This window comes from Mycobacterium sp. NGS67 (genome assembly GCF_059812185.1).
This window is the reverse complement of the sequence record NZ_JCALCF010000025.1, coordinates 1-23,556: the sequence shown is the minus strand read 5'-3', so window position 1 is coordinate 23,556 and position 23,556 is coordinate 1. Positions and strand designations below refer to the sequence as shown.

The window sequence follows — 23,556 nt, the reverse complement described above, 5'->3', positions numbered from 1 at the left end:
CGGGGTGGTCGCGTCGGGGTGACAACTCAGCCGTACACCCGGGCGTAGATCTCCTCGATTTGTTGGCCGGTGGGGACGACCGGATTGTTGGCCGGCGAACCGGACGCCAGCGCTTGCTGAGCCATCAACGGAGTCAACGACTCCCACGCCTGACGGTCGATGCCGTAGGAGCGCGGTGTGGGAACTTCCAGTTCGGCACACAACTCGGCCAGCGCCTGCACCAGAGCTTGAGCGGCCACCGCATCGGCGACGTGAGCGTCTGCTGCTCCAAAGGCACGGGCGCAGTCGGCATACCGCGACTCGGCGCCGGTGACGGAGAACTCGGTGACCGCCGGAAACAGCATGGCGTTCGACAAGCCGTGGGCTACCTGGAAATGCGCGCCGATCGGGCGGCTCATGCCGTGCACCAGCGCGACGCTGGAGTTGGAGAAGGCCAGCCCGGCTTGCGTGGCGGCCAGCATCATGGCCTCACGCGCCTGCGAGTCGGAGCCGGCGCGGTAAACCCGGTTGAGGTTGCCGGAGATGAGCCGGATGGCCGACAGCGCAAGGCCGTCGCTGACGGGATTGGCTTTGCGGCTCACGTACGCCTCGACCGCGTGGGTCAGCGCGTCGACACCGGTGTCGGCGGTCAGCCTCGGCGGCATCGACAGAGTCAGTTCGAAGTCGACGATCGCCGCGACCGGCAGGAACGACACACCGGGGCACAGCATCTTCTCGTGGGTGTCGCTGTCGCTGATCACAGTGAATTGCGTTGCCTCCGAACCGCTTCCCGCGGTAGTCGGAATCGCGATGACGGGCAGCGCCGGGCCTGCGTAGCTGTTGGGCGCCTTGAAATTGCGCATAGGTCCGCCCTGATGTGCCAGCACTGCAAGGGCTTTCGCGGAGTCCATCGGGCTGCCGCCGCCGAAGCCGATGACACAGTCGGCGTTGTGGTCGCGCACTGCCCGTACCCCGTCCTCCAGGGAGGCGGTGGTGGGATCCGGGACGGTGCGGTCGAAGAGCGCGGCCGCTATGCCCGCCACACGCAGCAGGTCGAGCACTCGTTGCGCGGCACCGGTGTGGGTCAGGAACGAATCCGTCACCAGCAGAGGGCGTTTCAGCTCCAGGCCGGTGAGCACGTCGGCGATCTCGTTGATCGACCCGGCGCCGATCCGTAGCTGCCGGGGAAACGCGATCAGTGCGGACAAGGTATAACCTCTCGATGCATTAGCGGTACCGCTCGGCCAGCGTCTCGGCCTGGCGGTCGGCCAGCGCCATCGCGGTGAGCATCGGGTTGGCCATCGGGCTGGACGGGAACAGACCGGTGTCGCACACGTAGATGTCGTCGAGTCCGTACACCGCGCCCCAGGAGTCCGTGACGTACCGTCGCGGGTCCGCACCCATCGGGGTGGTCCCGAACACGTGGTTGGCCACCAGGCGAAAGTCGTTGGGCGACAGGCGCGCCGACCGGATCGCGGCTGCGGCTTCGGCTGCGCCGTAGCGGGGTTCGAGGCCGTGGATGCCGGGTACGACGGTGCGCGCACCCGCGGTTTGGAACATCTCGGCCAGTCGCGCCGCGCCTTCCTGAATGCGGCGCACGTCACCGGCACCGACGTCATAGCGCAGGCTGGTCGCGCCGCCCGGCCGGGCCCGCACCCGTCCGACCGAGTCCTGGCCGCTCACCCACACCGTCCAGGTGGCGACGTGTTCGTAGTCGGCCAGTGAGCGCACGAACTCCTCGCCGGTTCCCGGGTGCAGCATGCCCAGCACCGACGGAGTGGCCCAGATCGACTCGAGTTTGATGCCCTCCTCGAGGAATCCGGTGACGTGGTAACCCTGGGTCGCGCCGGTCCACGGTGCGACCTCCTCGTCGAACGCGCCCATCACAATCACACCGGGATGCATCCGCACGTTGCGCCCCACCAGGTCCGCGTCGTGACCGCTGCGCTGCAGGATCTGCGGGGACGCCAACGCACCGGCGGCCAGCACCGTGCATCGGGCGTTCACGCGCACCCGATGGGTGCGCCGGCCGGTGATCGGGTCGACGACCGCACCGCGCAGACCATGCACTCGATTGCCCTGCCGCAGCAGACGATCCACCTGTACGCAGGTGTAGACGCGACCACCGGCCCGCAGCAGTTCGGGTATCCCGCGCCGGTCCATCGACTGCTTGGCCCCTGACGGGCATCCGGTGATGCACTGCCCCGAGCCGCGACAATCGTGCTCGTTGCGCCGCAACGGTTCGACCTGATAGCCGAGCGCTTCGGCGCCGGCACGGAACAGATCGTTGCGCCGGCCCTGCACCTGCGGTTGCACCGGACGCACTCCGAGGAACCCCTCCACGGCGTCGTAGTGACGCGCCATTTCTTCCGGTGTGATCCCGTCGACGCCGTGCTCGCCCGCCCACCTCTGAAACACGAAGTCCGGGGCCCTCATACAGATCCCAGAATTGATCACCGACCCGCCACCCAGACACCGAGCCTGCAGGGTGGGTATCACCACGTTGCCCCGCGTAGTGCGCATCCCGCCGTCCCAGAACCAGCGGGCGAAGGTCTCCCCGGCCTCGACGCCCCGGTCGCGCTGACGCATGGCCGCGCCGGCCTCCAGCACGACGACGTCGAGTCCTTCGTCGGCGAGTCGGTGCGCGAGCACAGTGCCCGCCGGCCCGGAACCTACCACGCAGACATCGCAGTCGAGCGCCAGCGCACGGTTGTAGTCTGAATATTCCTGCACGCGTGCGCGTTTGGCTGTGTCCGGGACGGGACGGCGTGCCTCGAGCTTCGTCTTCGCTTCGTTGAGCACATGCCGAGCTACACCGCCGGCCATTCCGACCACCGGGCCAGATATGGGCCGGCGGTACGCGGAGAGCACTTCCTCGAACGCGCTCAGGAACCAGGCCACGTCGTCGTCTTCGAGGGTGACCGGCGGCAGCAGTTTGATCATGTTGAGGTTGAATCCCGGTATCTGGACCAGGATTCCGCGCCGGTGCAGGTCGATGTGCACCGCGGCAGCGAATGCGCCCGGATCGCCGATGCCCATCAGGGTCTGCTGCATGCGCAGTGCGAGGTTGGCCGATGTCTTGAACACCACGCCGATGATCAGACCCTGCCCGGTGACGCGGTCGATCACGTCGTACCGGGCGGCCAGATCCTGTAGGCCCCTGTGGAATTTGTCCGACAGGGCCTGGGCGCGGGTCGGCGCGTCGAGTTCTTCGAGCACGTCGAGGGTGGCCAGGCCGGCGGCCATCGCCAGGTTGTTCTCGGCGAACGTCGACAGGTAGATCGGGCCGGATTTGAAGGCGGCGTAGACGCGGTCGTAGATGTCCTGGGTCAGCAGCACCGCACTGACCGGCGCCTGGCCACCAGAGAGCGCTTTGCTGACGGTCAGCATGTCCGGTTGAACCCCTGCGCCGTGGCAGCCGAACCAGGTACCGAGCCGTCCGAGTCCGGTTTGCACCTCGTCGATGACCAACGCCGTACCGTGCTGCGCGCAAAGCCGTTGCGCCTCTTGCAGATATTCGGCCGACACCACTTCGCACGTCATCCCCTGAACAGGCTCGACGACGAACGCCGCGACATCCCCGTAGGACAGTTCGCGGCGCAAGGCGTCGATGTCGTTGCGCGGCACCGGCGTACAGGTCGGCATCAGCGGGTCGGCGGTGACCTTCATCTCGTCGAAGCCGCACATCGATATCGCGGCGTAGGTGCGTCCGTGAATGCCCCGTCCAGGTACAGATAACGACGACGCCCGGTGGCCTGCCGGGTGAACCGGACGCAGATCTCGGTGGCCTCGGTGCCGGAGTTGGCGAACACCACCTTCTGGAATTGTGGGCCGGCCAGCGCGATCAGCCGCTCGGCCAGCAGGCCGCCGAGCACCGAGGCGTTGGCCACCGACAGGTTGGGCAAGTTCATGTCCAGGACGTCGCGCAACGCCGAACGGACCTTGGGGTGGTTGCGGCCGATGAAGTGCACTCCCCCACCGCTGAGCAGGTCGAGGTATCGGCGGTTGTCCTCGGTCCACAGATAGGCACCTTCGGCACGCGTGAAAACCGCATCCATTCCAGCCAATTCGAACATGTACAGCAGCTTGGGGTGGACATGACGCCGGGACAGGTGCGTGCTGGAGTGCAGGTGCTCTTCGACGAACTCGTGGAACGTCATGACCGATGATCCAGCGAGTAGCCGTACTCGTCGAAGACGAACTTCCAGTGCTCGCGCACCAGGTCGGCAAGTTCGTCGTCGACACTGAGCCGATTGGTGCGGTATCCCTTGAGTCCGTTCAGATAGCCGCCGATCGTGGCGTCGTAACGATCACCCTGCGGGATGTCGAGGTGCCGGTAGATGCCGTCGAGCACCTCGCGCGGACGCGCGCACAGGTCGGGGTAGGCCACCTCGATGTAGTTCTCGGGTGGGATCAGCGCGCGATCTTCGAAGAAGCGCTCGAACAACAGTTGCCCGACGACGATCACCTGCGTCGGCAGGTTCTCCACGAAGGACACCTCGGGCACCTGCAGGAAATTCTCCCAATCGGTCTGCTTGCGCATGTGGATGGTAGAAGCGGCGACGGTGAACGGATTACGGTGTATGTGAACGAATTTCGCGTCCGGGAAGACGTCGAGCAGCATCCGGACCCGGGCCATGTGGGCGCAGCTTTTGATGACCGGGCGCCGCCCACCGGAGTGCAGCCGGATCTTGCCGACGAACCAGCGCAGCGCCGCCTTCCACTCGTCGCGCTCGCTTTCGCGGGCCTGCAGGAAGTCGAAATACCGTTCGTAGCGGGGCAGCAGGTCGGGCAGCATGAACGCCAGGTAGGGCGACAGCCCGGTCAGTTTGGCCAGCGCGATCTCGTCCTCGGCGGCTTCGTTCCAGCCTTGCGCGACATTGTCGTAACCGCGGGTTTCGGCGAGCATTCCGGCGGTCAGCGGCGGGATCGTGCTGCCCGTGGTGATGAACGCGGTCGGGAACACCACCTGATAGACGGTGGGATAAGTGTTCTCGGGGTCGCGGCCCAGCAGGTTGTGCAGGTGCGTGGTGCCGCTGCGCCAGTGCCCGAGGATGAAGATCGGGGGCGGGTCGATCGGTGTCGAAGCGATGCGCCGGTCGTAGCGGCGGCGCTCGACCGTACCGACTGCGGTGGCTACCCCGCTCCATCCGGTGATCCAGGCGACCCGGTGCAGATAGCGCGCGCTAACCCGAAACCGCGCACCGGCCAACATCTCGAACCATTCAGGGATCTCGATGCCGGTGATGAGCTGATCGGTGTTGAAGAGACGCTCGAGTCGCTTGACCCGCGGGCCGCTACGCAACCGGGTAGGCCGGCCGGGCCGCCGCACTGGGACCGGTGGACGAGTCGCGGACGGCGGTAGGCCGATCCGTTGCTGCACCGCCGGGTCGGCCAGGTATGCGAGCGTGAAAAGCCAACGCAGCGCGGAGAATAACGCGCGCCGCGGGTAACGGCGTGCGCCTTCCCAGCCCTGTAGTCGCGCGATGCGCTCGTCCAGCGGCGCGGCGGAGAACACGGTTCCGCGGGCCGTGACGGCGGTGCCGACTTCGAATACCAGCAGCAATGCACGCAACTGGGCGCGTTTGGGTAATGGGAGCCGGGCCAACATCGTGTCGACGTAGGTGACCGCGCCCGCCGCGCCACCGCTCACCCCGATGGGTCCGCGCGCCGGGAAGAACGCCTCGGCGATCGAGTCGACGACGACGCATTCTCTGCTGGTCAGCACCTGCAAAGGGCACCCCTTTTCGGCTGCATACGCCACTGTATCGCCGATCAACCAGCACGACGGTTCGAATGGAACCGCTACCGTTCGGAGCGTCTAGTGGCTCTCTGGTGTGCACCCGCCGCCGGTGACGCGGGCCGGCAGCACCGGGCGTCCGCCGGGCTGAGCGCTCTCCCACCGGGACCAGATGCCCTCCGAGTAAGGTTCGGGAACGCCGTTTCGCTCGTAAATTCCCTGGGGGTCATAGATATTCGTACTCGGCCACGGCCATGGGCACACCACTGACGTCGCCGCTCCCGACCAACGGGTGACCGCGGTGTAGACCAGTCCGTAGGTCATGAACGCAAGATTGACCCCGACGAGCATCACCACGAAGGAACCCAGCGCGGGCCGGGACGGGAAGACCTTGGCGCGCTGCGCCAGCTTTTCGGCGACGCTGCGTCCGGTGTCGTCGCGATAGATCATCAGCGCAGCCGGGATCATCAAGATATTGATCAGCGACGACTGCCAGAGCAGCGGGAACTGCCAGCGGGTGCCGAGGAAGATCGATCCGAACGGTATGACCTGGCTGAACGTGTATAGCCCAATGCGGACGCACAGCAGTTCCATCGCGAAGTCGTAGACGAACCCGAAGGCGAACACCAATCCCGACAGACTGAGCAGCGGATGCCGCGAGACGAAGGAATCCTGCGGACCGCGCGCCTGCAGTCGTCGCAACGCCCAGATCGCCGGGAAAAACGGTGGCACCACGAACATTGCGATGGCCGAGATGAAGAGCGGTTCGACGGTCGGAGACAGCGAGACCAGCGGCCAGTCCTCGGGCCAGTGCCACAGGTCGGGGTTGTAGACGGCAAAGGTTACCCAGTTCATCGGCGCGTCCTGCCACGCCAAGGTGGTGACTGCAATCGTCATCAACAGGTAAGGGTGTTTCGGGTGCCGGCGCCACAGGACGGCGACGAGAGCCACAATGGTGACCAACGCCAGGTAACTGAAGATCTCGATGGTCACGATCCAGTGGTTGTAACCGAACAACGGATCCGACAGCGGGTGCGGACCGCCCGTGTCCTGGGGATTGCGGATCCGCGGGGAGACGGCGCCATACCGGGCGTTGTGGATGATCAGCCCTAGGAGCACAACCCCGATCGCTCCCACCGCCCACAGCGGACGTTTGGTGGTCGCGGGGTCCGGTGTGCCTGGCTGATCGGTTTCGGTCTTATGACCTAACATTTGGTCAAACTAGCGCCGCCGTGCTCGCGGATCAATGCAGGCGGCACGCTGAGCTATGCCGGCGCGTTGAATTCGTGATTCGGGAATTCGTTTTCGGCTAATGGATCCGGGCCGAATCGGTTAGGCCCGTCCGTGCCCTTGGTGGCGCCCCAGATGACGAGTATGACGAAGCCGACCAGCGGCACGAAGCTGATCAGCACCCACCAGCCGGAGTTGTCGATATCGTGTAGGCGCCGAACGGTCACGGCCAGGCTGGGTATGAACGTGACGAGTTGGATCAGCAAGTTGACGAACTGGGTCTCGAGCTGCGCGTCGATGACCAGGCTGAGCAGGCCGAGAATGACGGTGAAAAGCGTCCAATACCAGAATTCGGAGCGGCGGGCTCGATCACTGAAATCGAAATATTTGGCGAACCCGGTCGAAATCGCTTGCCCGAAGCCCATTTCATCTCCCCACTTGGGAAACCCGCTTGTGGAAGCGAAAGAATATCAAGTTGGGTCAAAGCGGTCGACTATGTCCGTCAACCGACCTACGCTGAGCGGGTGCTCAGCATCACGGAGTCCACGACGACATCGCCAGGTATCTGCCGCATCTGCTCGGCTCATTGCGGAGTGTTGGTCACCGTCACCGACGGCAAACTGTCCAAGGTCACCGGGGATCCCGACAACCCGATGTTCAAGGGCTACACCTGCGCCAAGGGCCGGGCGCTGCCGGAGATCCACAACAATCCCGCGCGCCTGTTGCACAGCCAGAAACGACGGTCCGACGGGACCTATGCCGCTATCGACAGCGAGCACGCGATGGACGAGATCGCCGCGCGCCTGCAGCAGCTCATCGACGAACATGGACCGCGCTCGGTGGCCATGTATCTCGGAACCAACGGCTTGCCCTACCCGGCGAGTCCGTTGATGGCGAACGCCTTCATGCGCGGCATCGAGTCGCCGATGTTCTTCACCGCCAACACAATCGACCAACCGGGCAAACAGATCGCGCTGTCCGCGCACGGTCACTGGCTCGGCGGTGACGTCAACTTCAACGAAGCCGACAGCTGGATGCTGGTCGGGACCAATCCGGTCGTGTCCAAGTCGATCGGCATCCCGGGCCAGAATCCGGCCCAGCGGATCAAGGAAGCCGTCGGCCGCGGTATGAAGCTGATCGTCATCGACCCGCGCCGCTCGCAGACCGCTGCCCGCGCGGCGATCCACATCCAGCCGCGACCCGGTGAGGATGTCCCCATCCTGGCCGCCATCATCAATCGAATCATCGCCGAAAACCTCTGTGACACAGAGTTCTTGGCTGAACATGTCGACGGCTTCGACAAGTTGGCCGCGGCCGTCGCGGGGTTTACTCCCGAATACGTGGCCGAGCGCGCCGACGTCCCCGCCCAGCAACTGATCGACGCCGCGCACCTGTTCGCCAGCTACGGATCCCGCCGCGGCATGGTGAACTGCGGTACCGGTGCCAACTTCGGACTGCACGGCAACCTGCTCGAATATCTCGCGCTGTGCCTCACCACCATCTGCGGACGATGGCAACGCGCCGGCCAACCCGTGACGCGCCCAAACACGTTGATGCCCGCCTACACCGCCAAGGCGCAGGCGCTGCCGCCGTACCAGGGTTGGGGCTACGGCGAGCAACTGCGGGTGCGCGGACTGACCGACGCGGTGTGCGGCATGCCCACGGCGGCTCTGGCCGACGAGATCCTGATGCCCGGCGATGGGCAGGTGAGAGCTTTGATCTGCGTCGGCGGCAACCCGATGGCGGCGTGGCCCGACCAGCGCAAAACCCAGCGCGCGATGGAGAGTCTGGAGTTGCTGATCACGCTGGACACCGAGATGTCGCTCACCTCGCGGCTGGCGCACTACGTCATCGCACCCAAGATGCAGATGGAAACCCCGGCCATGACGCAGGGCAGCGAGCTGATCAAGTACTTCGCGAGTGGCACCGGGATTCCCGCCGCCTACGCGCAGTATGCGCCGCGGCTGGTCGATCCTCCGGCAGGATCGGATCTGGTCGAGGAATGGCAATTCTTTCTGGGGCTCGCCAAGCGTATGGACCTCACGCTGTTCTTCGTCAACTTCTTCGGCGGGGGCGGCGGCCGCTACATGGAGTCACCGCCGATCGTGCTGACGATGGACGGCAACACCGGGTTGACCACCGAGGAATTGTTCGCCGAGATGTGCGCGACGGCACGCGTCCCGCTCGACGAGGTGAAGAGCCACCCGCACGGCAAGATCTTCGACGTGGACGCGGTGGTCGCCGAACGGGATCCCGACTGCCTGGCGCGTCTGGACGTCGGCAACGACTACATGCTCGGCGAGTTGGCTGCGACGCTGGCCGAGGACTTCCGGTCGGCTCGCAGCGACGCGGCATTCCCGTTTCGGCTGATTCCGCGCCGGCACGGCAACTTCATGAACTCCTCCGGCACCAACCTGTCCACACTGAACCGCGGCAAGCCCTACAACCCGGCCTACATGCATCCCGAAAGCATCGCCGCCCTGGGCCTGCAAGCGGGCGCCGCGGTGACGATCACGTCGCCGCACGACCACATCCCAGCTGTGCTCGAAGCCGACCAGACCTTACGACCGGACGTCATCGCCATGCATCACGCTTTTGGCGGACTCACCGACGAGGACGCCGAGTTCCGTTGTCGCGGAAGCAATGTCGGGCGCCTGGTGCCGACTGACGTCGAGTACGACCCGATCACCGGATTGCCCCGGCAAGGCAATATCCCGGTGAACGTGAGCCCGCTCTAACCCGTTGGCACCTGGAAGACGTCGATCGATCGCACCGTCTTCAGCATGACCAGCGGGATGTGCCGGCTCGTCGATCGCTGATAGGACACGTACGGCGGGTAGAGGTGGCACATGTAGTCCCACACGTCGTGACGTTCGATCGCCTCGGGCTCGCGCCACGTCGCCTCGAACGCCTGGGTCGCGATCTGCACACCGATGGTTTCGCTGGCGACGACGTTGAGGTACCACTCCGGGTGTTTGTCCGCCCCACCCTTGGACCCGACAACCACGATCTCACCGCCGACGTTGCCGTAGATCAGCGGCTTGACGAAGGTCCTGCCCGACTTGCGGCCGGTGTACCTGATCAAGCAGTTGGTCGTCATCTCACGGCCGCCGAGGGCACTGAGATCGAGGATATGGCCTTGTGCGCCACCGGAATCGAGGTATGTCGCGAGGTGATGCTGCATCCAGTCAGTGCGCTCTGCGCGGATCGCAGCGGCGTCGGCATCGGCCATGATCACTTCCCTTCGCCGGTCGCTTGGCCTACGGGTTCGTCCGGTCGAGGATTTGACTAGATCGACGTCAGTCAAACACCGACCAAGAGGGTTCACCCTGGATGACCCGCACCAGGAATTCCAGAGCCTCCTCGGACTGTCTGTCGGAATCGTCCCCGTGGGCGAGGCGGCAGGATTGCGGGTCGATGGACACGATCCACACCCCCTCCAGGCCTGGCTCACGCTGGGAGATGGTCGGAGAGATCACATCGGCCGCGTACGCGAACGCTCCGGCTTCGGTCAGGCCGTCGCTGTAATCCAGGTAACTCTGGTCACGCAGCGTGACGACGTGGTAGTGCGGCATGGTGGCCAACTGATCGGAAAGCGTTTGCGGCCGGTTGTTTTCCGCACTCACAGCCTTGATCTAACACCGTTGGGCGCTCGGCTGCATCATGGGAAGCGCGCCCGAGCAATGGCGCGCAACCGTATTGCGTTCGGACTCAGATCGGTTCAGGGTTGATACAGTCCGCGCCGAAAGGGTTTCTGATGATGATGCGAATTCTCGGGGTTCCTGCCGTGTCGTTCGCCGTCGCCGCCCTGGTTTCGGTCAGCGCTCCGCCCGCGGCCGTAGCGGACACCTACTGTGGCAAGTCGAGCCGCGGGGCTTCGGTTTTCGCCGGCAACTCGGACACCTCGTGCGAATTCGCCATGAACACCGCCGAGACGTATCACGCGCATGGCAACGGCTCGAATCCGTTCGACGTGTACAGCCCGATCACCGGCCGCTCGTACTCGATGACGTGTACCGCCGCCGGGACGGTATGCCAGGGTGGCAACAACGCGCTGGTCTATCTGCGTTAGCACGACCCGTCCGGGTGACAGACGCGGATGGGCGAAGCTACCGCAGTCGTCCCCACCGCGCGAACCGCACCAGATACGGCACCAGCCGGGAAACCGGCACGCACCTCGGCCAGTCACCCGCGCGGAAATAGGCATCAGATCCGCCGTCGACGAAAATCACACTCCCACACAGGAAATCGGCCGCATCCGACAGCATGAAACATGCCCATTCGGCGAGTTGGGCGGGATCACCGAACCCGCCCACCGGGACGGGGAACGCTTGTACCGCTTTGGCCTGTTGCGGCGCCGCGAGCTGCTCTTGCAATAGCGGGGTCAGGATGGCCCCGGGTGCCAGCACGTTGAGCCTGATGCCGGCTCCGGCCCATTCCGGTCGCACCGCCTGCTGTCGAACCCATTGGGTGAGCGCCGTCTTCGACGCGGCGTAAACCATCGTCGGAGCACCCTTGCCGAGCCACCGCACCGAACGCACGGCCTTCTCAGTGTCGCGGGCCAATATTGACCGCACGGTTCGGCGCGGCACCGCTGGCGTGGTGGTGGTCGAATTGCTGCCGATCACAACCACTTTGGCGGGTGAGCCGCTGGCCAGCGCCGCTCGCCACTCGGTGAGCAGGTCCACGACGCCACAGAAGTTCACTTCGGCAATCTCGCGCAGCCTGCCGGGCGTCGGGCCGAGGCCGGCGGCCAGCACCGCGCCGTCGAGGGTGCCGTTGGCTGCGGTCAACACCGCCCGGGCGGCGTCTCTGCGGCCCTCGGACGTCGAAAGGTCGGCTACGACATCGGCGTTTCGGATATCGATGCCGATGACCGTGTGACCGCGCTCGCGCAGCAGTTGTGCGGCCGCATGGCCCATCCCTGATGCGGAGCCCGAGACCGCATAAGTTCCCATCTCGCGGACCTCAGGCGAGTACGGTCTCGGTCTCGCGCACCACGCAACGGGTGCCCGTATAAACCGTCGGCATGCATTTCATGCAGTGCACACAGGATCCCTGGACGGCCCGACCGCTCTGCAGACTGTTGATCAGACCCGGGTCGCGCAGCAGCGCCCGCCCCATCGCGACGAACTCGAAGCCCTCGTCGAGGGCGGATTCGACAGTGGCCAGCGCGTTGATGCCGCCGAGCAGGATCAACGGAATGTCCAGCGCTCGGCGGAATTGACGTGCCAGCGGCAGGAAGTAGGCCTCTTCGAAGGGATACTTGCGGAACAATCGGCGGCCGATGACGCGCAGGCCCAACCCGACCGCGGCGGGCTGTACGGCGATGAAATCCGCCATGGGCACGTCGCCGCGAAAGTAGTACATCGGGTTGAGCAGGGAGCTTCCCCCGGTCAGCTGCAGCGCGTCGAGATGCCCGTCAGCCTGCAGCAGCGCGGCGGTAGGCAGACTGTCGGTCAACCAGAACCCGTGCGGCACACCGTCGTCCATGTTGAACTTCGCTGTCACGGCTACCGAATCGCCGGTCACCGCGCGTACCCGCTCGGCGACCCGGCGCGCCAACTCGGCGCGCCGGTGCACGTCGCCGCCGAACTCGTCAGTGCGCTTGTTGAGGTTCGGGCTGAAGAACGACGACAACAGATAGCCGTGGCCCATATGGATCTCGACCGCGTCGAAACCGGCGTCGACGGCGTTGCGCGCCGCGGTACCGAACTCGTCGACGACAGCGGCGAGTTGCTGTCTGGTGGCGCCCTTCACCACTCCCATCGCAGGCGCGCTCAGGCGGGTGGTCGGCGCCAGGGAAGGGGTGCGATTGGAGCGCATGTTGGCAACCAAGCCCGCGTGGCCGATCTGTGCGCAGACCAGCGCACCCTCGGCGTGCACCGCGTCGGTGAGCCGCCGCAACTGCGGCACTGTTTCCTGGTTCAGCACGATGGTGTCGCGGTGTACCCGGCCGCCGGGTGAGATCGCACAGTAGGCGACAGTGGTCATCGCCGCTCCCCCGCGAGCGACCTCGGCATGGAACTCGATGAGCTCGTCGCTGACTTGACCGCGCGGCATGACACCCTCGAACGTGGCGGCCTTGATGAATCGGTTCTTCAACGTCAGCGGGCCCAGCCTGGCTGGGGTGAAGGGCGCGCCATGCGCTATTTTCGATGCCGTTGGCATCAAAATAGCATGCACGGCGGGTACCAGGAGGTCAACATGCATGTCGCGGTGACGGGCGGAACCGGTTACCTGGGCGCCCATACCGTACGGGCGTTGCTGCAAGCCGGCCACACCGTTCGGCTTCTGGTGACCATCGCCGAAGCCGGCGCCCCGGTGATCGGGCATTTGCGGGCGTTGGGAGAGCTGACGGTCATACCCGGGGACATCCGCGAACGCATCACGGTAGACCAGCTGCTCGACGGCGTGGAGGCGGTGATCCACGCGGCCGGGGTCGTCGGTACCGACAAGCGGCGCGAGGAGTTGATGTGGGCCGTCAACGCCTACGCCAGCGAAACCATCCTGAATCGGGCCGTCGCCCTCGAGCTCGACCCCGTGGTCCTGGTCAGCAGCTACAGCGCCCTGTTCCCGCCGCCGCCGGGACAGGTAATCGGTCCCGACACGCCGACCGCGCCCGGGCGCAGCCCCTATGCCCGCACGAAAGCCCACGCCGAGCGCGCCGCGCGGCAGTTGCAGAGCGACGGCGCACCGGTCGTCGTCACCTACCCCTCCAGCGTGGTGGGACCGGCGTTCTTCACCGCCGCCGGGGTCACCGAACGCGGCTGGGAACCGATCATTCGCGCCGGGGTGGCACCGCGCCTGCGCGGCGGCATGCAGATGGTCGACGTGCGTGACATCGCCGAGGTGCACGCCCGGCTGATGCGTCCCGGCCGCGGGCCCCACCGTTACATCTGCGGGGGCGAGCTGCTGACGTTCGACGAAATCATCGACGCGTTGGAGGAGGCCCGCGGATCCCGCATCCGGCGAGTTCCGGTCTCGCCGCGAGCCTTTCGGGGGGCCGGCCGGTTCGCGGACCTGATCGGAGGTGTGATTCCGCTCGGGGACGGCCTCAGTTACGAGGCCGCGCTGCTGCTGACCGCGGCCACACCGACCGACGACTCGAAAACGCTCGCCGATCTCGGCCTCAGCTGGCGCTCGCCGCGTGAGTCAATCATCGAGGCGTTCCGGCGGCGCGGCTTCGACACCGGCGATCAGTAGCTGCGCAATCCGGCGGCGCAGCGCGGCCGAATCGTCGCCGGCCGCCACCGTGGTCACGAAAAGCGCCGCACCCGCCGCCATCGTCAGCACAGCGCGGGCGTCGAGTTCCGCACGTTCCCGTTCGGCGGGTTCGGCGGCGTGCACATCCTCGACGAACAGCTCAACCGCCGGACCGCTGAAGTTCGCCCACAGCGCGCGTCGCAGCTCTTCGTCGTCGCGCAGCGCCAGCAGCAACCACGGCACCGCCGCGGCGACGTCGGAGCGACTGAACAAATCATGGCTACCCCGCACCACGTAGTCGATCCAGCCGCCGACATCGGTGCCCTCGAACGGCGCAAGGTCGGGTGTGACGCCCAGGATCGCGTCCAACACCAACGCCACCTTCGACGGCCACCTCCGGCTCAGACTGGCCCGACCGACACCGGCTCGCAGCGCCACCAGCCGCAGCGAGATGCCCTGCCAGCCGCTTTCGACCAACATCTCGCGGACAACGGCCAGGACCCGGTCGTCGATCGAGGCGTCACGAGGGCGGCCCGATCGAGGAGCACTGTCCTGGCTCATTGCACCATTCCAGCATCCGCATGCCGGCAGCGGTCATCGCGCCTCAACCGCCATGGCCCCGAAGAGACGAGACCCAACACTGAGGTATCGTTCACTCTCGTCTGTCGACGTGCCGAGGCAGGCTAGCGGGCTGTGGCGCAGTTTGGTAGCGCACTTGACTGGGGGTCAAGTGGTCGCAGGTTCAAATCCTGTCAGCCCGACCAGAGTCGAGGTTGCGCAGCAGCGTTGTTGAGTGCGGCGATGTCCTGGATGAGCAGGTCGTGATTGATCACCTGGCAGTAGAGCCGTCAGTGCGACCCTTGCAGGAAGTCAGACCGTGCCCGTCGGGCCCGACGCCGGTCGCTATCTAGCTTCATGAATGCGCTTTGCAGTGTTGCCACAGACCCCGCCCGGCCGGCGATATCAGAGGCTCAGCAAGACGCGAGACCCGTCTGGGCGCTTCACCGCAACTTCTAGCTCACCGCCGGTCGCCTCAACGTACTTGCGGAGTGTGTCGACCCGGCTGGTGCCCAGATTGCCGTGCTCCATTTGAGAAACGCGGTTCTGTCCGACACCGATTGCTGCCGCCAGGGAGGTCTGGGTGTAGCCGGCGTCTTCGCGCAGCTCGCGCAGACAGTACTGGGCAACCTCGCGATCCATCTCATCCTTGATTGCGTCGATGCGGGCACGGTTTCCCGGACGGCGACGTCGAAGATCATCAAGCGAGGTCATCGTTTCTTCCCCTTTCTTGTCTTCGGCTTGGCGGCTTTGGCCGCTTCAGCCTCCTTTATCAACTTCTGTTGGTGTTCGGTGAACAGTCGATCGGCGGTGGGGATGTTCGTCGCGTACCACTTCGTCCAATTTCCTGCCTTGTCTCCGGCGACCAGCATGATCGCCCGAGATTGGATGTCGAAGGCGAAGAGCACTCGTATCCTCCCATTTCCGCACCATGGCACATTATCAGCTTTAACTGATATCAGCTAGAGATGATTCCCTTAGGCAGCGGGGGTCGCGCTGGGACCACCCAGGGACCACACGTCATGCGCGACGATGATGACGGCGATGCGGAATCGCAAGGTCAGAGACTGCTGAGGTCGCCAATGATGGACTGCGCCGCAGAAATCAGCACCAGAGCTTCGAATCCGGCCGCGATCGAGAACAACCCCACGTCAGCAGCGATCGGGTTGCCGATCGCGTTGATCAGGCCGACGGGATCGCCGGTCAGGGCTTGCGTGATCCCGTCGGCGAATAAACCGACGTTATATGCCGGTAAGGAGAGCAGCGCCGCCGTCGCGAAGTCGGCCGTGGGCAGCAGCACCGAATACCCGGTGGAAATGGCGCTGGCGACGGTGTTGACGGCATCGGCCGGTGCGGCCAGAATTCGCTCCACCACACCGAGCGACGGCTGCGGAAGCGCTTCCAGCGTGGCGACGAAATTGGCCGGTGTCAGGCTCGACGCGGTGACGCCGACCTCCCGCGCGAAGTCGCTGACTCCCTGCTGGGCGCCGGCCACCAGGGCGCCGGTTACCTCGACCGGATCAAGCGGCGGGAACAGCCCGAACGGGGTGTGCACGTTCGGAGGTCCCGTCGACCAACCCTGATGCGGACTGCCGTAGCCCAGGTTGACCAGCACCCGGACGTCCGGCTCGATCAAGCTCGTCAGCGCAGGACCCACGACCGGCACTGCGCGCAGCGGCTCCAGCAGGGGCAGCCGCGGATTGGGGATCATGTAGTAGTCGGTCGTGGTAGGCCCGACGGTGTCGGTCAACGGGATCGCCGTCGCGATCTGCGCGGGTGTGAGATCGGCGTAGGTGCCGTGCACGTAGTAGATGCCGGCTAGCGCGTTGAGGTCGGCAAGCAGGTTGATCGGATACTGCGGGAAGTCGGCGAATCCGTCGTATTCGATCGTGTAGATGTTCGTAGTGAAGCTGTTGGACGGTGTCGCCCCGTAAAACGTGAAACCCAAACTGGGCATGGACAGGCCAGGAAAACGGGCCAGCAGACCACCATTGGGATTCATCGGATTGCCCAGCAGCGTGAATACGATCGGCAGCGGACTCGGCGTGCCGCTGGGATTGAGCGCCATCATCTCCAGCGACGAGATAATCGAGCTCTGCGAAAACCCCAGCACCGCAACACTATTGCCCGCAGCAAGCTGCTGTTGGATCGCTCCGTCCAGGATTCTTACGCCTTCTGCCACCGACACGTTGGGGATCAGATCCCTGACGCCGGTGAGCGGATAGAACGCCTCGGGAGTGAACAACACCTGCGCGTTGGGCACGGTAAAGGCCGGAAAGTGCGGCGTGATGTATTTGGTCACAACGTCATTCAGGTAGCTGAACGACGGTATCGGGTTGCCGCTGCCGCCCATCACCAGCGTGACGTCGGTGGCCGCCGCGGCCGCGTTGCCCAGTTCGGCCTCTACATAGGCCCTCCCCGCCGCTGACAACGCCCGGGCGAATTCCTCCTGGAAGACGGCCGCCTGCCGCAGGACGGCCTGACCTTGCTGGCCATGTACGCCGAAGAACGCGGCGATGGCTTCCGACACTTCGTCGAGTGCGGCCGCCACCAGACCCGTGGTACGACCCGCGGCGCGTTCGACCACCGGCCCGATCTCCGCCAGGTCGGTGGCGGCGGCCGCCAACGTCTGCGGCACGGTGGTCACGTAGCTAATCGGGCATCCTCACACAAGTCGGTAGACCGCAGCCTAATTCGCCGCCGACGACCTGTCTCAGCTTTACCGGCGCTTCCCGCCGCGCTTCTCGCGCACCCGCACATTGATCCGGATCGGGCTGCCCTCGAACCCGAACGTCTCACGCAGCCGGCGCTCCAGGAACCGCCGGTAGCCGGCCTCCAGGAAGCCCGACGTGAAAAGTACGAACGTGGGTGGCCGTGCGGTGGCTTGGGTGGCGAACAGTATGCGCGGTTGCTTGCCGCCGCGCACCGGCGGCGGCGTGGCCGCAACGACTTCTTTGATCCAGCTGTTCAGCGGGCCGGTAGCAATTCTGGTGTCCCAGGACGCGAGCGCGGTCTCCATGGCCGGCACCAGCTTTTGCACCGCGCGGCCGGTCTTGGCGGAAATATTGACCCGCTGCGCCCAGCGCACCTGCACCAGCTCGCGGTCGATTTCGCGGTCAAGTAGATCCCGCCGGTCCTCGTCGACCAGGTCCCACTTGTTGTAGGCGAGCACCAGCGCCCGGCCGGCCTCGATCACCATCGACAACACCCGCAGATCCTGTTCGGTCAGCGGCTGCGACGCGTCGATCAGCACGATCACGACTTCGGCGGCGTCGATGGCCCCGTGGGTGCGCACCGAGGCGTAGAACTCGTGTCCGCTGGCCTGTCCGACCTTGCGGCGCAATCCGGCGGTGTCGACGAATTTCCAGATTTTGCCGCCGAGTTCGATCAGCGAGTCCACTGGGTCGACGGTGGTGCCCGCGACGTCGTGCACCACCGAGCGTTGATCACCGGCCAGCTTGTTGAGCAGGGAACTCTTGCCGACATTCGGTTTGCCCACCAGCGCGACCCGTCGCGGACCGCCGGTGCCCGCTTCCACTTCGGACACCTCGGGCAGCGCGGCTAGTACAGCGTCGAGCAGGTCGGCCACCCCGCGGCCATGCATCGCGCTGATCGCATGGGGTTCACCGAGCCCCAGCGACCACAGCTCGGCAGCGTCTGATTCGCCTCGATCGCTGTCAACCTTGTTGGCCGCCAGGAAGATTGGTTTGCCCGAGCGAACCAGGATGCGGGCGGCGGCTTCGTCGGCGGAGGTGGCGCCGACCGTGGCGTCGACCACCAGGATCACTGCGTCGGCGGTACGCATCGCCACCGACGCCTGTTCGGCGACCAGCTGCTGCAGGCCTTTGGCGTCGGGTTCCCATCCCCCGGTGTCCTGCACCACGAACCGCCGTCCGGTCCACAACGCGTCGTAGGACACCCGGTCCCGGGTGACGCCGGGCACGTCCTGAACGACCGCTTCGCGCCGGCCGATGATCCGGTTGACCAGTGTCGACTTGCCGACGTTGGGACGACCCACTACCGCCACGACGGGTGCCGGCCCGGCCTCGTCCAACTCGGACAGACCGAAATCGTCGACTTCCCAGTCACTTTCGTCCGCCCAGGTACCGTCCTCGGTCACCGCCGTGCCCCACTTCGCTGGATGACCAGTTCCCGCAGGTGGTCGATCACCTGCGCTTCGGTCATGTCACTGGTGTCGACGACGATCGCATCCGAAGCCGCGCGCAGCGGCGAGACCGCCCGCGTGGAGTCCAGATGGTCCCGGCGCTGCACGTCGGCCAGCACGGCCGGAAAGTCGTCGGCCAGACCCGCCTTGACGTTCTGGGCGTTGCGGCGCTCGGCGCGTGTCTCGGCAGAAGCGGTCAGAAAGATCTTGACCGCCGCATCGGGAAACACCACCGTGCCGATGTCGCGTCCCTCCACCACGATGGTCTCCGGACCTTCCGACATCTGCCGTTGCAACTCGACCAACCGGGTCCGCACAGCAGGCACCGCCGACACCGCGGACACCGCGCGGGTGACGTCGTCACCGCGAATCTGCACCGAAACATCCTCTCCGGCAAGCTCAAAACTGTTGGCGGACGGGTCGTATCCCACCGACAACTGCACCCCCGCGGCACATTCGGCGACTGCCTCAGCGTCGGAAGGATCGATACTCGCACGCAATACGGCCAAGGTCACTATCCGGTACATCGCACCGGTGTCGAGGAAGCGCGCATCCAGTTCGCGCGCCAATCCCCTTGCCACCGAAGACTTTCCCGTCCCCGCCGGCCCGTCGATCGCCACGACCCCGCTCACAAGCCGACCGCCTTGTACAGATTCCCGATCTCGTCGTGCCGCAACGCCCGCACCGAACCCGGACGCTGCTTACCCAGCGTCACCGCGCCGATGTCGGTGCGCACCAACGCCTCCACCGGAAACCCGACCGAGGCCAGCAGTCGGCGCACGATCCGGTTGCGGCCTTCGTGCAGCGTCACTCGTACCAACGTCTTGCCGGGTATCGAGTCGACGACCGCGAAATCGTCGACGCGCACCGGCCCGTCGTCCAGCTCGACGCCGGCGCGCAGCTGTTTGCCCAGGCCGCGGGGCACCGCGCCCGTCACCGTCGCGAGGTAGGTCTTGGGCACCTCGTGCGAGGGGTGCATCAACCGGTGCGCCAGTTCGCCGTCGTTGGTCAGCAGGATCAGTCCTTCGGTGTCCGCGTCCAGACGCCCCACGTGGAACAAGTTCTTGTTGCCCCGGACTTTCCGTTCGATCAGGTCGCCGATGCAGGGACGGCCGCGGTCGTCGGACATCGTCGAGTGCATTCCGCGCGGCTTGTTCAGCGCCAGATACACCAACGTTTCGTCGAGCACCACCCGCGCCCCGTCGACGCGGATCACCGATGCGTCCGGGTCGACCCGCGTGCCCAGTTCGGTCACCACCTGCCCGTCCACCTCGACGCGGCCGTCGAGAATCATCTTTTCCGCTGTCCGCCGTGACGCAATTCCGGCCTGGGACAACACTTTCTGCAAGCGGGTCCCCTGTGGTTCGTCGAATTCGACCATCAGTCGTGGTCCACGTCGAAGGTCAACGCCGGATCGGGCGCCTGGCTGCCACCGAGTTTGATGAAACGTGGCTCGCTGTCCAGGGATTCGGTGAGGTCGTCGATGGTGTCGACGTCGGGCAGCAGCGGCGCGATGTCCGGCAACTCTGTCAGGGACGTCAAACCCAAACGCTCCAGGAACAATTCGGTGGTGGCGAATGTGACCGCGCCGCTGTCCTCGTCGTTGCCGACCTCGGTGATCAACCCGCGGGCCAGCAACGTGCGCATCACGGCGTCCACATTGACACCACGCACCGCGCTGACCCGTGCGCGGGTCACCGGCTGGCGGTAGGCCACCACCGCCAGCGTCTCCAGCGCGGCCCGGGTCAGTTTGGTCCGCGCACCGTCGAGCAACAACTTCTCGACGTAGGGCGCGAACCGTGCCCGGGTGTAGAGTCGCCATCCCTCGCTGGTATTCCGCAGGTCAATGCCGCTGTCACGGGCGGCCAGCTCGTCGGCCATCTGCCCCAATTTCGTGGCGACCCGGTAAACCGGTTGCTCGGTAGCCGAAGCCAGCGCCTCGGCGGTAGCCGGAGTGTCCACCACCAGCAGCAGCGCCTCCAGCACCCGACCGAGTTCGTCGGGATCCAGCTCCGCGGCCTGCGCGATATCGGGGATGCCAGCGTCCAGATCGGGCGGCTGGTCAGTCATGGTCTCGCACTTCTAATAAGGATTCGCTGCTCGGTCGCTCCCCGGTCCACGAAACCTGGAGCACGCCAAGGGGCTCGGACTGGTCGAATGCTACCGCCCGGGACCGATACAGTTCGAGCAGCGCCAGGAAGCGCCCGACGATCTCGACCGGCACCGTGCAATCGGCGACCAGTTCGGAGAACGACGCCCACTGCCCGCTGCCCCGCCCTTCCAGCAGCGCCAGGATGTGGCGGGCCTGTTCGGGCACCGACACCGTCTGCACATGCAAGTGCCCGGTGGCCACCGTCGGAACCGGCCGGGGGGTGAACGCGATCGCCGCGATCTCGGCAAACCGGGCGGCGTCCACGCCCAGCATCACCTCCGGCAGCAGACCCTCGAAGCGCTCCTCCAGCGACACCGACCGCGGATAGCTGCGCAGCGCGGTAGCTTCCAGCTCGGCGAACATCTCGGCGACGTGCTTGAACGCGCGGTACTGCAGCAGCCGCGCGAACAGCAGGTCGCGCACTTCCAACAAAGCCAGGTCTTCCTCGTCGTCGACCTGTCCGGTGGGCAGCAGCCGGGCGGCCTTCAAATCCAGCAAAGTCGCGGCCACCACCAGGAACGCGGTGGTCTCCTCGAGGTCGAGCCGGGATCCGATCGCCTTGGTGTAGGCGATGAAATCGTCGGTGACCTGGTGCAGAGCCACCTCGGTGACGTCGAGCCGGTGCGCGAAGATGAGCTGCAACAGCAGGTCGAACGGCCCCTCGAAATTGGTCAGCCGGACCTGAAAACCGCTCTCGGGTGCGGCGTTCACACGCCGAATCGGTCGATGAACTCGCGCGCCAACGCCCGATACGCGACGGCGCCGCCGGACCGCGGAGCCCACGTGGTGATGGGTTCGCCGGCGACACTGGTCTCCGGGAAGCGCACGGTGCGGGTGATCACGGTGTCGAACACTAGATCACCGAACCGCTCCACGACGCGGGCCATCACCTCGCGGGAGTTCACGGTTCGCGGGTCGTATCGGGTGATCAGGATCCCGCTGATGTCCAGCTTCGGGTTGAGCCTGTCGCGCACCTTGTCCACGGTGTCGGTGAGCAGCGCCAACCCGCGCAGCGAGAAGAACTCGCACTCGGTCGGGATCACCACGCCCTCCGAGCACGCCAGCCCGTTGACCGTCAGCAGCCCCAGCGACGGCTGGCAGTCGATCAGCACGTAGTCGTATCGGTCCAGGACGGGGTACAACGCCCGCGCCAGCGTCTGCTCGCGCCCCACCTCGTTGACCAGCTGAATCTCCGCCGCGGACAGGTCGATGTTGCTGGGCACCAGATCGAGGTTCTTGACCCGGGTATTGATCAGCACGTTGTCGATCGACGTCCGCGGCTCGACCAGCAGGTTGTAGACGGTCTTGTCCAGCTCCCAGTGCGGCACACCCAGACCGGCGGACAGCGCGCCCTGCGGGTCCATGTCCACCAGCAGCACCCGTCGCCCGTACTCGGCCAACGCGGCACCCAGGTTGATCGTCGAGGTGGTCTTGCCGACGCCGCCCTTCTGGTTGCACATGGCGACGACCTTCGCCGGGCCGTGCGAGGAAAGCGGCTGAGGTTCGGGAATCGCCCGCGGCGGCCGGCCGGTGAGGCCGAGCTCCTGGCCGCTGGCGGGGTGGTCGGTCATGCCCGTGCGTGACTGGTGGTGACGGGCGTCTGCTTGGACATCGCAGGAAGTCTAACTGCTACTTCGGCCATGATCGGAGATCCCGGTCCGCGGGTTTCACGTCGTCGCGTCGGGTGCCTGCCTGTGCGTTCACCCAGCAAGACCGGGATTCCTCGGCTTAGGGTGTCGCTATGGATCTCAAGCGGCGAATTCCCCTACTGCGCTGGTCGGTCTGGCGGATGGCCACCGGGGTGCGCAATATCACCAAGACCGGTCAGATCGGCGACGGGCGGGAGGCGGCGGCAGTCGACTACGCGCTGAACAACTCCCGCGCGGGTGACTTCGACGACGTGCTGGCCGCCATCGACAAGTTCGCCTACGAGAAGTCGATGTTGATGAACGTCGGGGACGAGAAAGGGGCGTTGCTGGACGCGGCGGTGCGGCGCGCGAATCCGGCGGTGGCCCTGGAGTTGGGCACCTATGTGGGTTACGGCGCGCTGCGCATCGCGCGGGCTGCTCCCGAGGCAAGGGTGTATTCGGTCGAGCTCGCCGACGCCAATGCCGCGAACGCCCGCCGGGTCTGGGCGCACGCCGGTGTGGCCGATCGGGTGACGTGTGTGGTCGGCACGATCGGTGACGGTGGGCGCACTCTTGATGTGCTGGCTGCAGATCATGGATTCGCTTCTGGCGTATTGGATTTCCTGTTCCTCGATCACGACAAAGAGGCTTATCTGGCTGACCTGCACAGCATCCTGGATCGGGGTTGGCTGCATCCGGGCTCGATCGCTGTGGCCGACAACGTGCGGATACCGGGGGCGCCGAAGTACCGCGCGTACATGCGGGAACAGCAGGGCAAGACGTGGAACACCACCGAACATCAGACGCATTTGGAGTATCAGTCGATGATGGCCGACCTGGTGCTGGAGTCGGAGTACCTGGGCTGAGTTCCCCTCGCAGACTGGGGTGCGTTCCCCTC

23 protein-coding genes, 1 tRNA gene and 1 pseudogene are annotated in these 23,556 nt (G+C 65.7%); 5 read left to right on the top strand and 20 right to left on the bottom strand.

Features of this window, described 5'->3' with window-relative positions; genetic code table 11:
• Positions 1-26: 26 nt before the first annotated feature.
• The 6 genes and pseudogenes from AC5Y4D_RS20690 to AC5Y4D_RS20665 all read right to left on the bottom strand — a co-directional run bounded on the left by AC5Y4D_RS20690 (position 27) and on the right by AC5Y4D_RS20665 (position 7,374).
• On the bottom strand, positions 27-1,187 hold the full coding sequence (locus AC5Y4D_RS20690; RefSeq protein ID WP_499942696.1) for an iron-containing alcohol dehydrogenase: 1,161 nt from the start codon (positions 1,185-1,187) through the stop codon (positions 27-29).
• Positions 1,188-1,206: 19 nt separating this feature from the next.
• On the bottom strand, positions 1,207-2,502 hold the full coding sequence (locus tag AC5Y4D_RS20685; protein ID WP_500038116.1) for a GMC family oxidoreductase N-terminal domain-containing protein: 1,296 nt from the start codon (positions 2,500-2,502) through the stop codon (positions 1,207-1,209).
• Positions 2,503-2,559: 57 nt separating this feature from the next.
• A pseudogene (locus AC5Y4D_RS20680) lies at positions 2,560-4,037 on the bottom strand (aspartate aminotransferase family protein); the annotation flags it as partial.
• 98 nt (positions 4,038-4,135) lie between these two features.
• A complete protein-coding gene (locus AC5Y4D_RS20675) occupies positions 4,136-5,707 on the bottom strand; it encodes a sulfotransferase (protein WP_499942703.1) in 1,572 nt (523 codons plus the stop codon).
• A 93-nt stretch (positions 5,708-5,800) separates the two neighbouring features.
• Complete coding sequence (locus AC5Y4D_RS20670; RefSeq protein WP_499942705.1) at positions 5,801-6,931, bottom strand: spirocyclase AveC family protein; 1,131 nt, start codon at positions 6,929-6,931, stop codon at positions 5,801-5,803.
• 53 nt (positions 6,932-6,984) lie between these two features.
• Complete coding sequence (locus tag AC5Y4D_RS20665) at positions 6,985-7,374, bottom strand: DUF805 domain-containing protein (RefSeq protein ID WP_499942710.1); 390 nt, start codon at positions 7,372-7,374, stop codon at positions 6,985-6,987.
• A 99-nt stretch (positions 7,375-7,473) separates the two neighbouring features.
• Between AC5Y4D_RS20665 and AC5Y4D_RS20660 the strand changes: the two genes are divergently transcribed.
• Positions 7,474-9,687, top strand: coding sequence for a molybdopterin-containing oxidoreductase family protein (locus AC5Y4D_RS20660; RefSeq protein ID WP_499942714.1), 2,214 nt, complete (start codon positions 7,474-7,476; stop codon positions 9,685-9,687).
• Here AC5Y4D_RS20660 and AC5Y4D_RS20655 read toward each other — a convergent pair.
• Together AC5Y4D_RS20655 and AC5Y4D_RS20650 are read right to left on the bottom strand one after the other, a co-directional pair.
• Complete coding sequence (locus AC5Y4D_RS20655; protein ID WP_499942717.1) at positions 9,684-10,181, bottom strand: nitroreductase/quinone reductase family protein; 498 nt, start codon at positions 10,179-10,181, stop codon at positions 9,684-9,686. The genes AC5Y4D_RS20660 and AC5Y4D_RS20655 overlap by 4 nt on opposite strands.
• Before the next feature lie 67 nt (positions 10,182-10,248).
• On the bottom strand, positions 10,249-10,575 hold the full coding sequence (locus AC5Y4D_RS20650) for a hypothetical protein (RefSeq protein ID WP_499942721.1): 327 nt from the start codon (positions 10,573-10,575) through the stop codon (positions 10,249-10,251).
• A gap of 161 nt (positions 10,576-10,736) precedes the next feature.
• Here AC5Y4D_RS20650 and AC5Y4D_RS20645 point away from each other — a divergent pair, with 161 nt between their 5' ends.
• Positions 10,737-11,021, top strand: coding sequence for a hypothetical protein (locus tag AC5Y4D_RS20645; protein ID WP_500038102.1), 285 nt, complete (start codon positions 10,737-10,739; stop codon positions 11,019-11,021).
• A 37-nt stretch (positions 11,022-11,058) separates the two neighbouring features.
• Here the strand turns inward: AC5Y4D_RS20645 and AC5Y4D_RS20640 are convergent, their stop codons facing one another.
• Positions 11,059-11,907 carry an SDR family oxidoreductase gene (locus AC5Y4D_RS20640; protein WP_499942724.1) on the bottom strand — a complete coding sequence of 283 codons (849 nt, stop codon included), beginning with the start codon at positions 11,905-11,907 and terminating at the stop codon, positions 11,059-11,061.
• 10 nt (positions 11,908-11,917) lie between these two features.
• The gene (locus AC5Y4D_RS20635) at positions 11,918-13,120 is read right to left on the bottom strand and encodes an NADH:flavin oxidoreductase (protein WP_499942727.1); all 1,203 of its coding nucleotides are present in this window, start codon (positions 13,118-13,120) and stop codon (positions 11,918-11,920) included.
• A gap of 36 nt (positions 13,121-13,156) precedes the next feature.
• Between AC5Y4D_RS20635 and AC5Y4D_RS20630 the strand changes: the two genes are divergently transcribed.
• Positions 13,157-14,155: an NAD-dependent epimerase/dehydratase family protein gene (locus tag AC5Y4D_RS20630; protein WP_499942885.1), complete on the top strand. Its 999-nt coding sequence runs from the start codon at positions 13,157-13,159 to the stop codon at positions 14,153-14,155.
• Here AC5Y4D_RS20630 and AC5Y4D_RS20625 read toward each other — a convergent pair.
• On the bottom strand, positions 14,105-14,716 hold the full coding sequence (locus AC5Y4D_RS20625) for a TetR/AcrR family transcriptional regulator (RefSeq protein ID WP_499942730.1): 612 nt from the start codon (positions 14,714-14,716) through the stop codon (positions 14,105-14,107). The two genes, AC5Y4D_RS20630 and AC5Y4D_RS20625, sit on opposite strands and share 51 nt — an antisense overlap.
• Positions 14,717-14,842: 126 nt before the next feature.
• Here AC5Y4D_RS20625 and AC5Y4D_RS20620 point away from each other — a divergent pair.
• Positions 14,843-14,919, top strand: a tRNA-Pro gene (locus tag AC5Y4D_RS20620).
• A gap of 199 nt (positions 14,920-15,118) precedes the next feature.
• Here the strand turns inward: AC5Y4D_RS20620 and AC5Y4D_RS20615 are convergent.
• The 9 genes from AC5Y4D_RS20615 to AC5Y4D_RS20575 form a co-directional block, all read right to left on the bottom strand.
• Positions 15,119-15,427 carry a helix-turn-helix domain-containing protein gene (locus tag AC5Y4D_RS20615; RefSeq protein WP_499942733.1) on the bottom strand — a complete coding sequence of 103 codons (309 nt, stop codon included), beginning with the start codon at positions 15,425-15,427 and terminating at the stop codon, positions 15,119-15,121.
• On the bottom strand, positions 15,424-15,651 hold the full coding sequence (locus tag AC5Y4D_RS20610; protein WP_500038101.1) for a type II toxin-antitoxin system RelE/ParE family toxin: 228 nt from the start codon (positions 15,649-15,651) through the stop codon (positions 15,424-15,426). The genes AC5Y4D_RS20615 and AC5Y4D_RS20610 overlap by 4 nt, the downstream gene beginning before the upstream one ends.
• A 122-nt stretch (positions 15,652-15,773) precedes the next feature.
• Positions 15,774-17,369, bottom strand: coding sequence for a PE family protein (locus AC5Y4D_RS20605; RefSeq protein WP_499942888.1), 1,596 nt, complete (start codon positions 17,367-17,369; stop codon positions 15,774-15,776).
• A 63-nt stretch (positions 17,370-17,432) separates the two neighbouring features.
• Positions 17,433-18,833 (bottom strand): ribosome biogenesis GTPase Der, encoded by a 1,401-nt coding sequence (gene der, locus AC5Y4D_RS20600; RefSeq protein ID WP_499942737.1) that lies wholly within the window; start codon positions 18,831-18,833, stop codon positions 17,433-17,435.
• The gene (cmk, locus tag AC5Y4D_RS20595) at positions 18,830-19,510 is read right to left on the bottom strand and encodes a (d)CMP kinase (protein WP_499942739.1); all 681 of its coding nucleotides are present in this window, start codon (positions 19,508-19,510) and stop codon (positions 18,830-18,832) included. The genes der and cmk overlap by 4 nt, the downstream gene beginning before the upstream one ends.
• Positions 19,507-20,259, bottom strand: coding sequence for a pseudouridine synthase (locus AC5Y4D_RS20590; protein WP_499942742.1), 753 nt, complete (start codon positions 20,257-20,259; stop codon positions 19,507-19,509). Before AC5Y4D_RS20590 ends, cmk begins: the two co-directional genes overlap by 4 nt.
• Entirely contained in the window at positions 20,259-20,948 is a 690-nt protein-coding gene (gene scpB, locus AC5Y4D_RS20585; RefSeq protein ID WP_499942746.1) for an SMC-Scp complex subunit ScpB, read from the bottom strand. The genes AC5Y4D_RS20590 and scpB overlap by 1 nt, the downstream gene beginning before the upstream one ends.
• On the bottom strand, positions 20,941-21,741 hold the full coding sequence (locus AC5Y4D_RS20580; RefSeq protein WP_499942751.1) for a segregation/condensation protein A: 801 nt from the start codon (positions 21,739-21,741) through the stop codon (positions 20,941-20,943). The genes scpB and AC5Y4D_RS20580 overlap by 8 nt, the downstream gene beginning before the upstream one ends.
• Positions 21,738-22,601: a ParA family protein gene (locus tag AC5Y4D_RS20575; RefSeq protein ID WP_499942754.1), complete on the bottom strand. Its 864-nt coding sequence runs from the start codon at positions 22,599-22,601 to the stop codon at positions 21,738-21,740. The genes AC5Y4D_RS20580 and AC5Y4D_RS20575 overlap by 4 nt, the downstream gene beginning before the upstream one ends.
• 170 nt (positions 22,602-22,771) lie before the next feature.
• Between AC5Y4D_RS20575 and AC5Y4D_RS20570 the strand changes: the two genes are divergently transcribed.
• Positions 22,772-23,524 (top strand): O-methyltransferase, encoded by a 753-nt coding sequence (locus tag AC5Y4D_RS20570; protein WP_500038100.1) that lies wholly within the window; start codon positions 22,772-22,774, stop codon positions 23,522-23,524.
• Positions 23,525-23,556 lie beyond the last annotated feature (32 nt).

What these genes read in the sequence shown, in the direction of transcription:
- AC5Y4D_RS20625 (WP_499942730.1), bottom strand. Translation starts at nt 14,716, where the DNA reads ATGAGCCAGGACAGTGCTCCTCGATCGGGCCGCCCTCGTGACGCCTCG.
- AC5Y4D_RS20655 (WP_499942717.1), bottom strand. Translation starts at nt 10,181, where the DNA reads ATGGCCGATGCCGACGCCGCTGCGATCCGCGCAGAGCGCACTGACTGG.
- scpB (WP_499942746.1), bottom strand. Translation starts at nt 20,948, where the DNA reads ATGACTGACCAGCCGCCCGATCTGGACGCTGGCATCCCCGATATCGCG.
- AC5Y4D_RS20635 (WP_499942727.1), bottom strand. Translation starts at nt 13,120, where the DNA reads ATGCCAACGGCATCGAAAATAGCGCATGGCGCGCCCTTCACCCCAGCC.
- AC5Y4D_RS20640 (WP_499942724.1), bottom strand. Translation starts at nt 11,907, where the DNA reads ATGGGAACTTATGCGGTCTCGGGCTCCGCATCAGGGATGGGCCATGCG.
- AC5Y4D_RS20665 (WP_499942710.1), bottom strand. Translation starts at nt 7,374, where the DNA reads ATGGGCTTCGGGCAAGCGATTTCGACCGGGTTCGCCAAATATTTCGAT.
- AC5Y4D_RS20630 (WP_499942885.1), top strand. Translation starts at nt 13,157, where the DNA reads ATGCATGTCGCGGTGACGGGCGGAACCGGTTACCTGGGCGCCCATACC.
- AC5Y4D_RS20670 (WP_499942705.1), bottom strand. Translation starts at nt 6,931, where the DNA reads ATGTTAGGTCATAAGACCGAAACCGATCAGCCAGGCACACCGGACCCC.
- AC5Y4D_RS20615 (WP_499942733.1), bottom strand. Translation starts at nt 15,427, where the DNA reads ATGACCTCGCTTGATGATCTTCGACGTCGCCGTCCGGGAAACCGTGCC.
- AC5Y4D_RS20570 (WP_500038100.1), top strand. Translation starts at nt 22,772, where the DNA reads ATGGATCTCAAGCGGCGAATTCCCCTACTGCGCTGGTCGGTCTGGCGG.
- AC5Y4D_RS20685 (WP_500038116.1), bottom strand. Translation starts at nt 2,502, where the DNA reads ATGCGCACTACGCGGGGCAACGTGGTGATACCCACCCTGCAGGCTCGG.
- AC5Y4D_RS20575 (WP_499942754.1), bottom strand. Translation starts at nt 22,601, where the DNA reads ATGACCGACCACCCCGCCAGCGGCCAGGAGCTCGGCCTCACCGGCCGG.
- AC5Y4D_RS20590 (WP_499942742.1), bottom strand. Translation starts at nt 20,259, where the DNA reads ATGGTCGAATTCGACGAACCACAGGGGACCCGCTTGCAGAAAGTGTTG.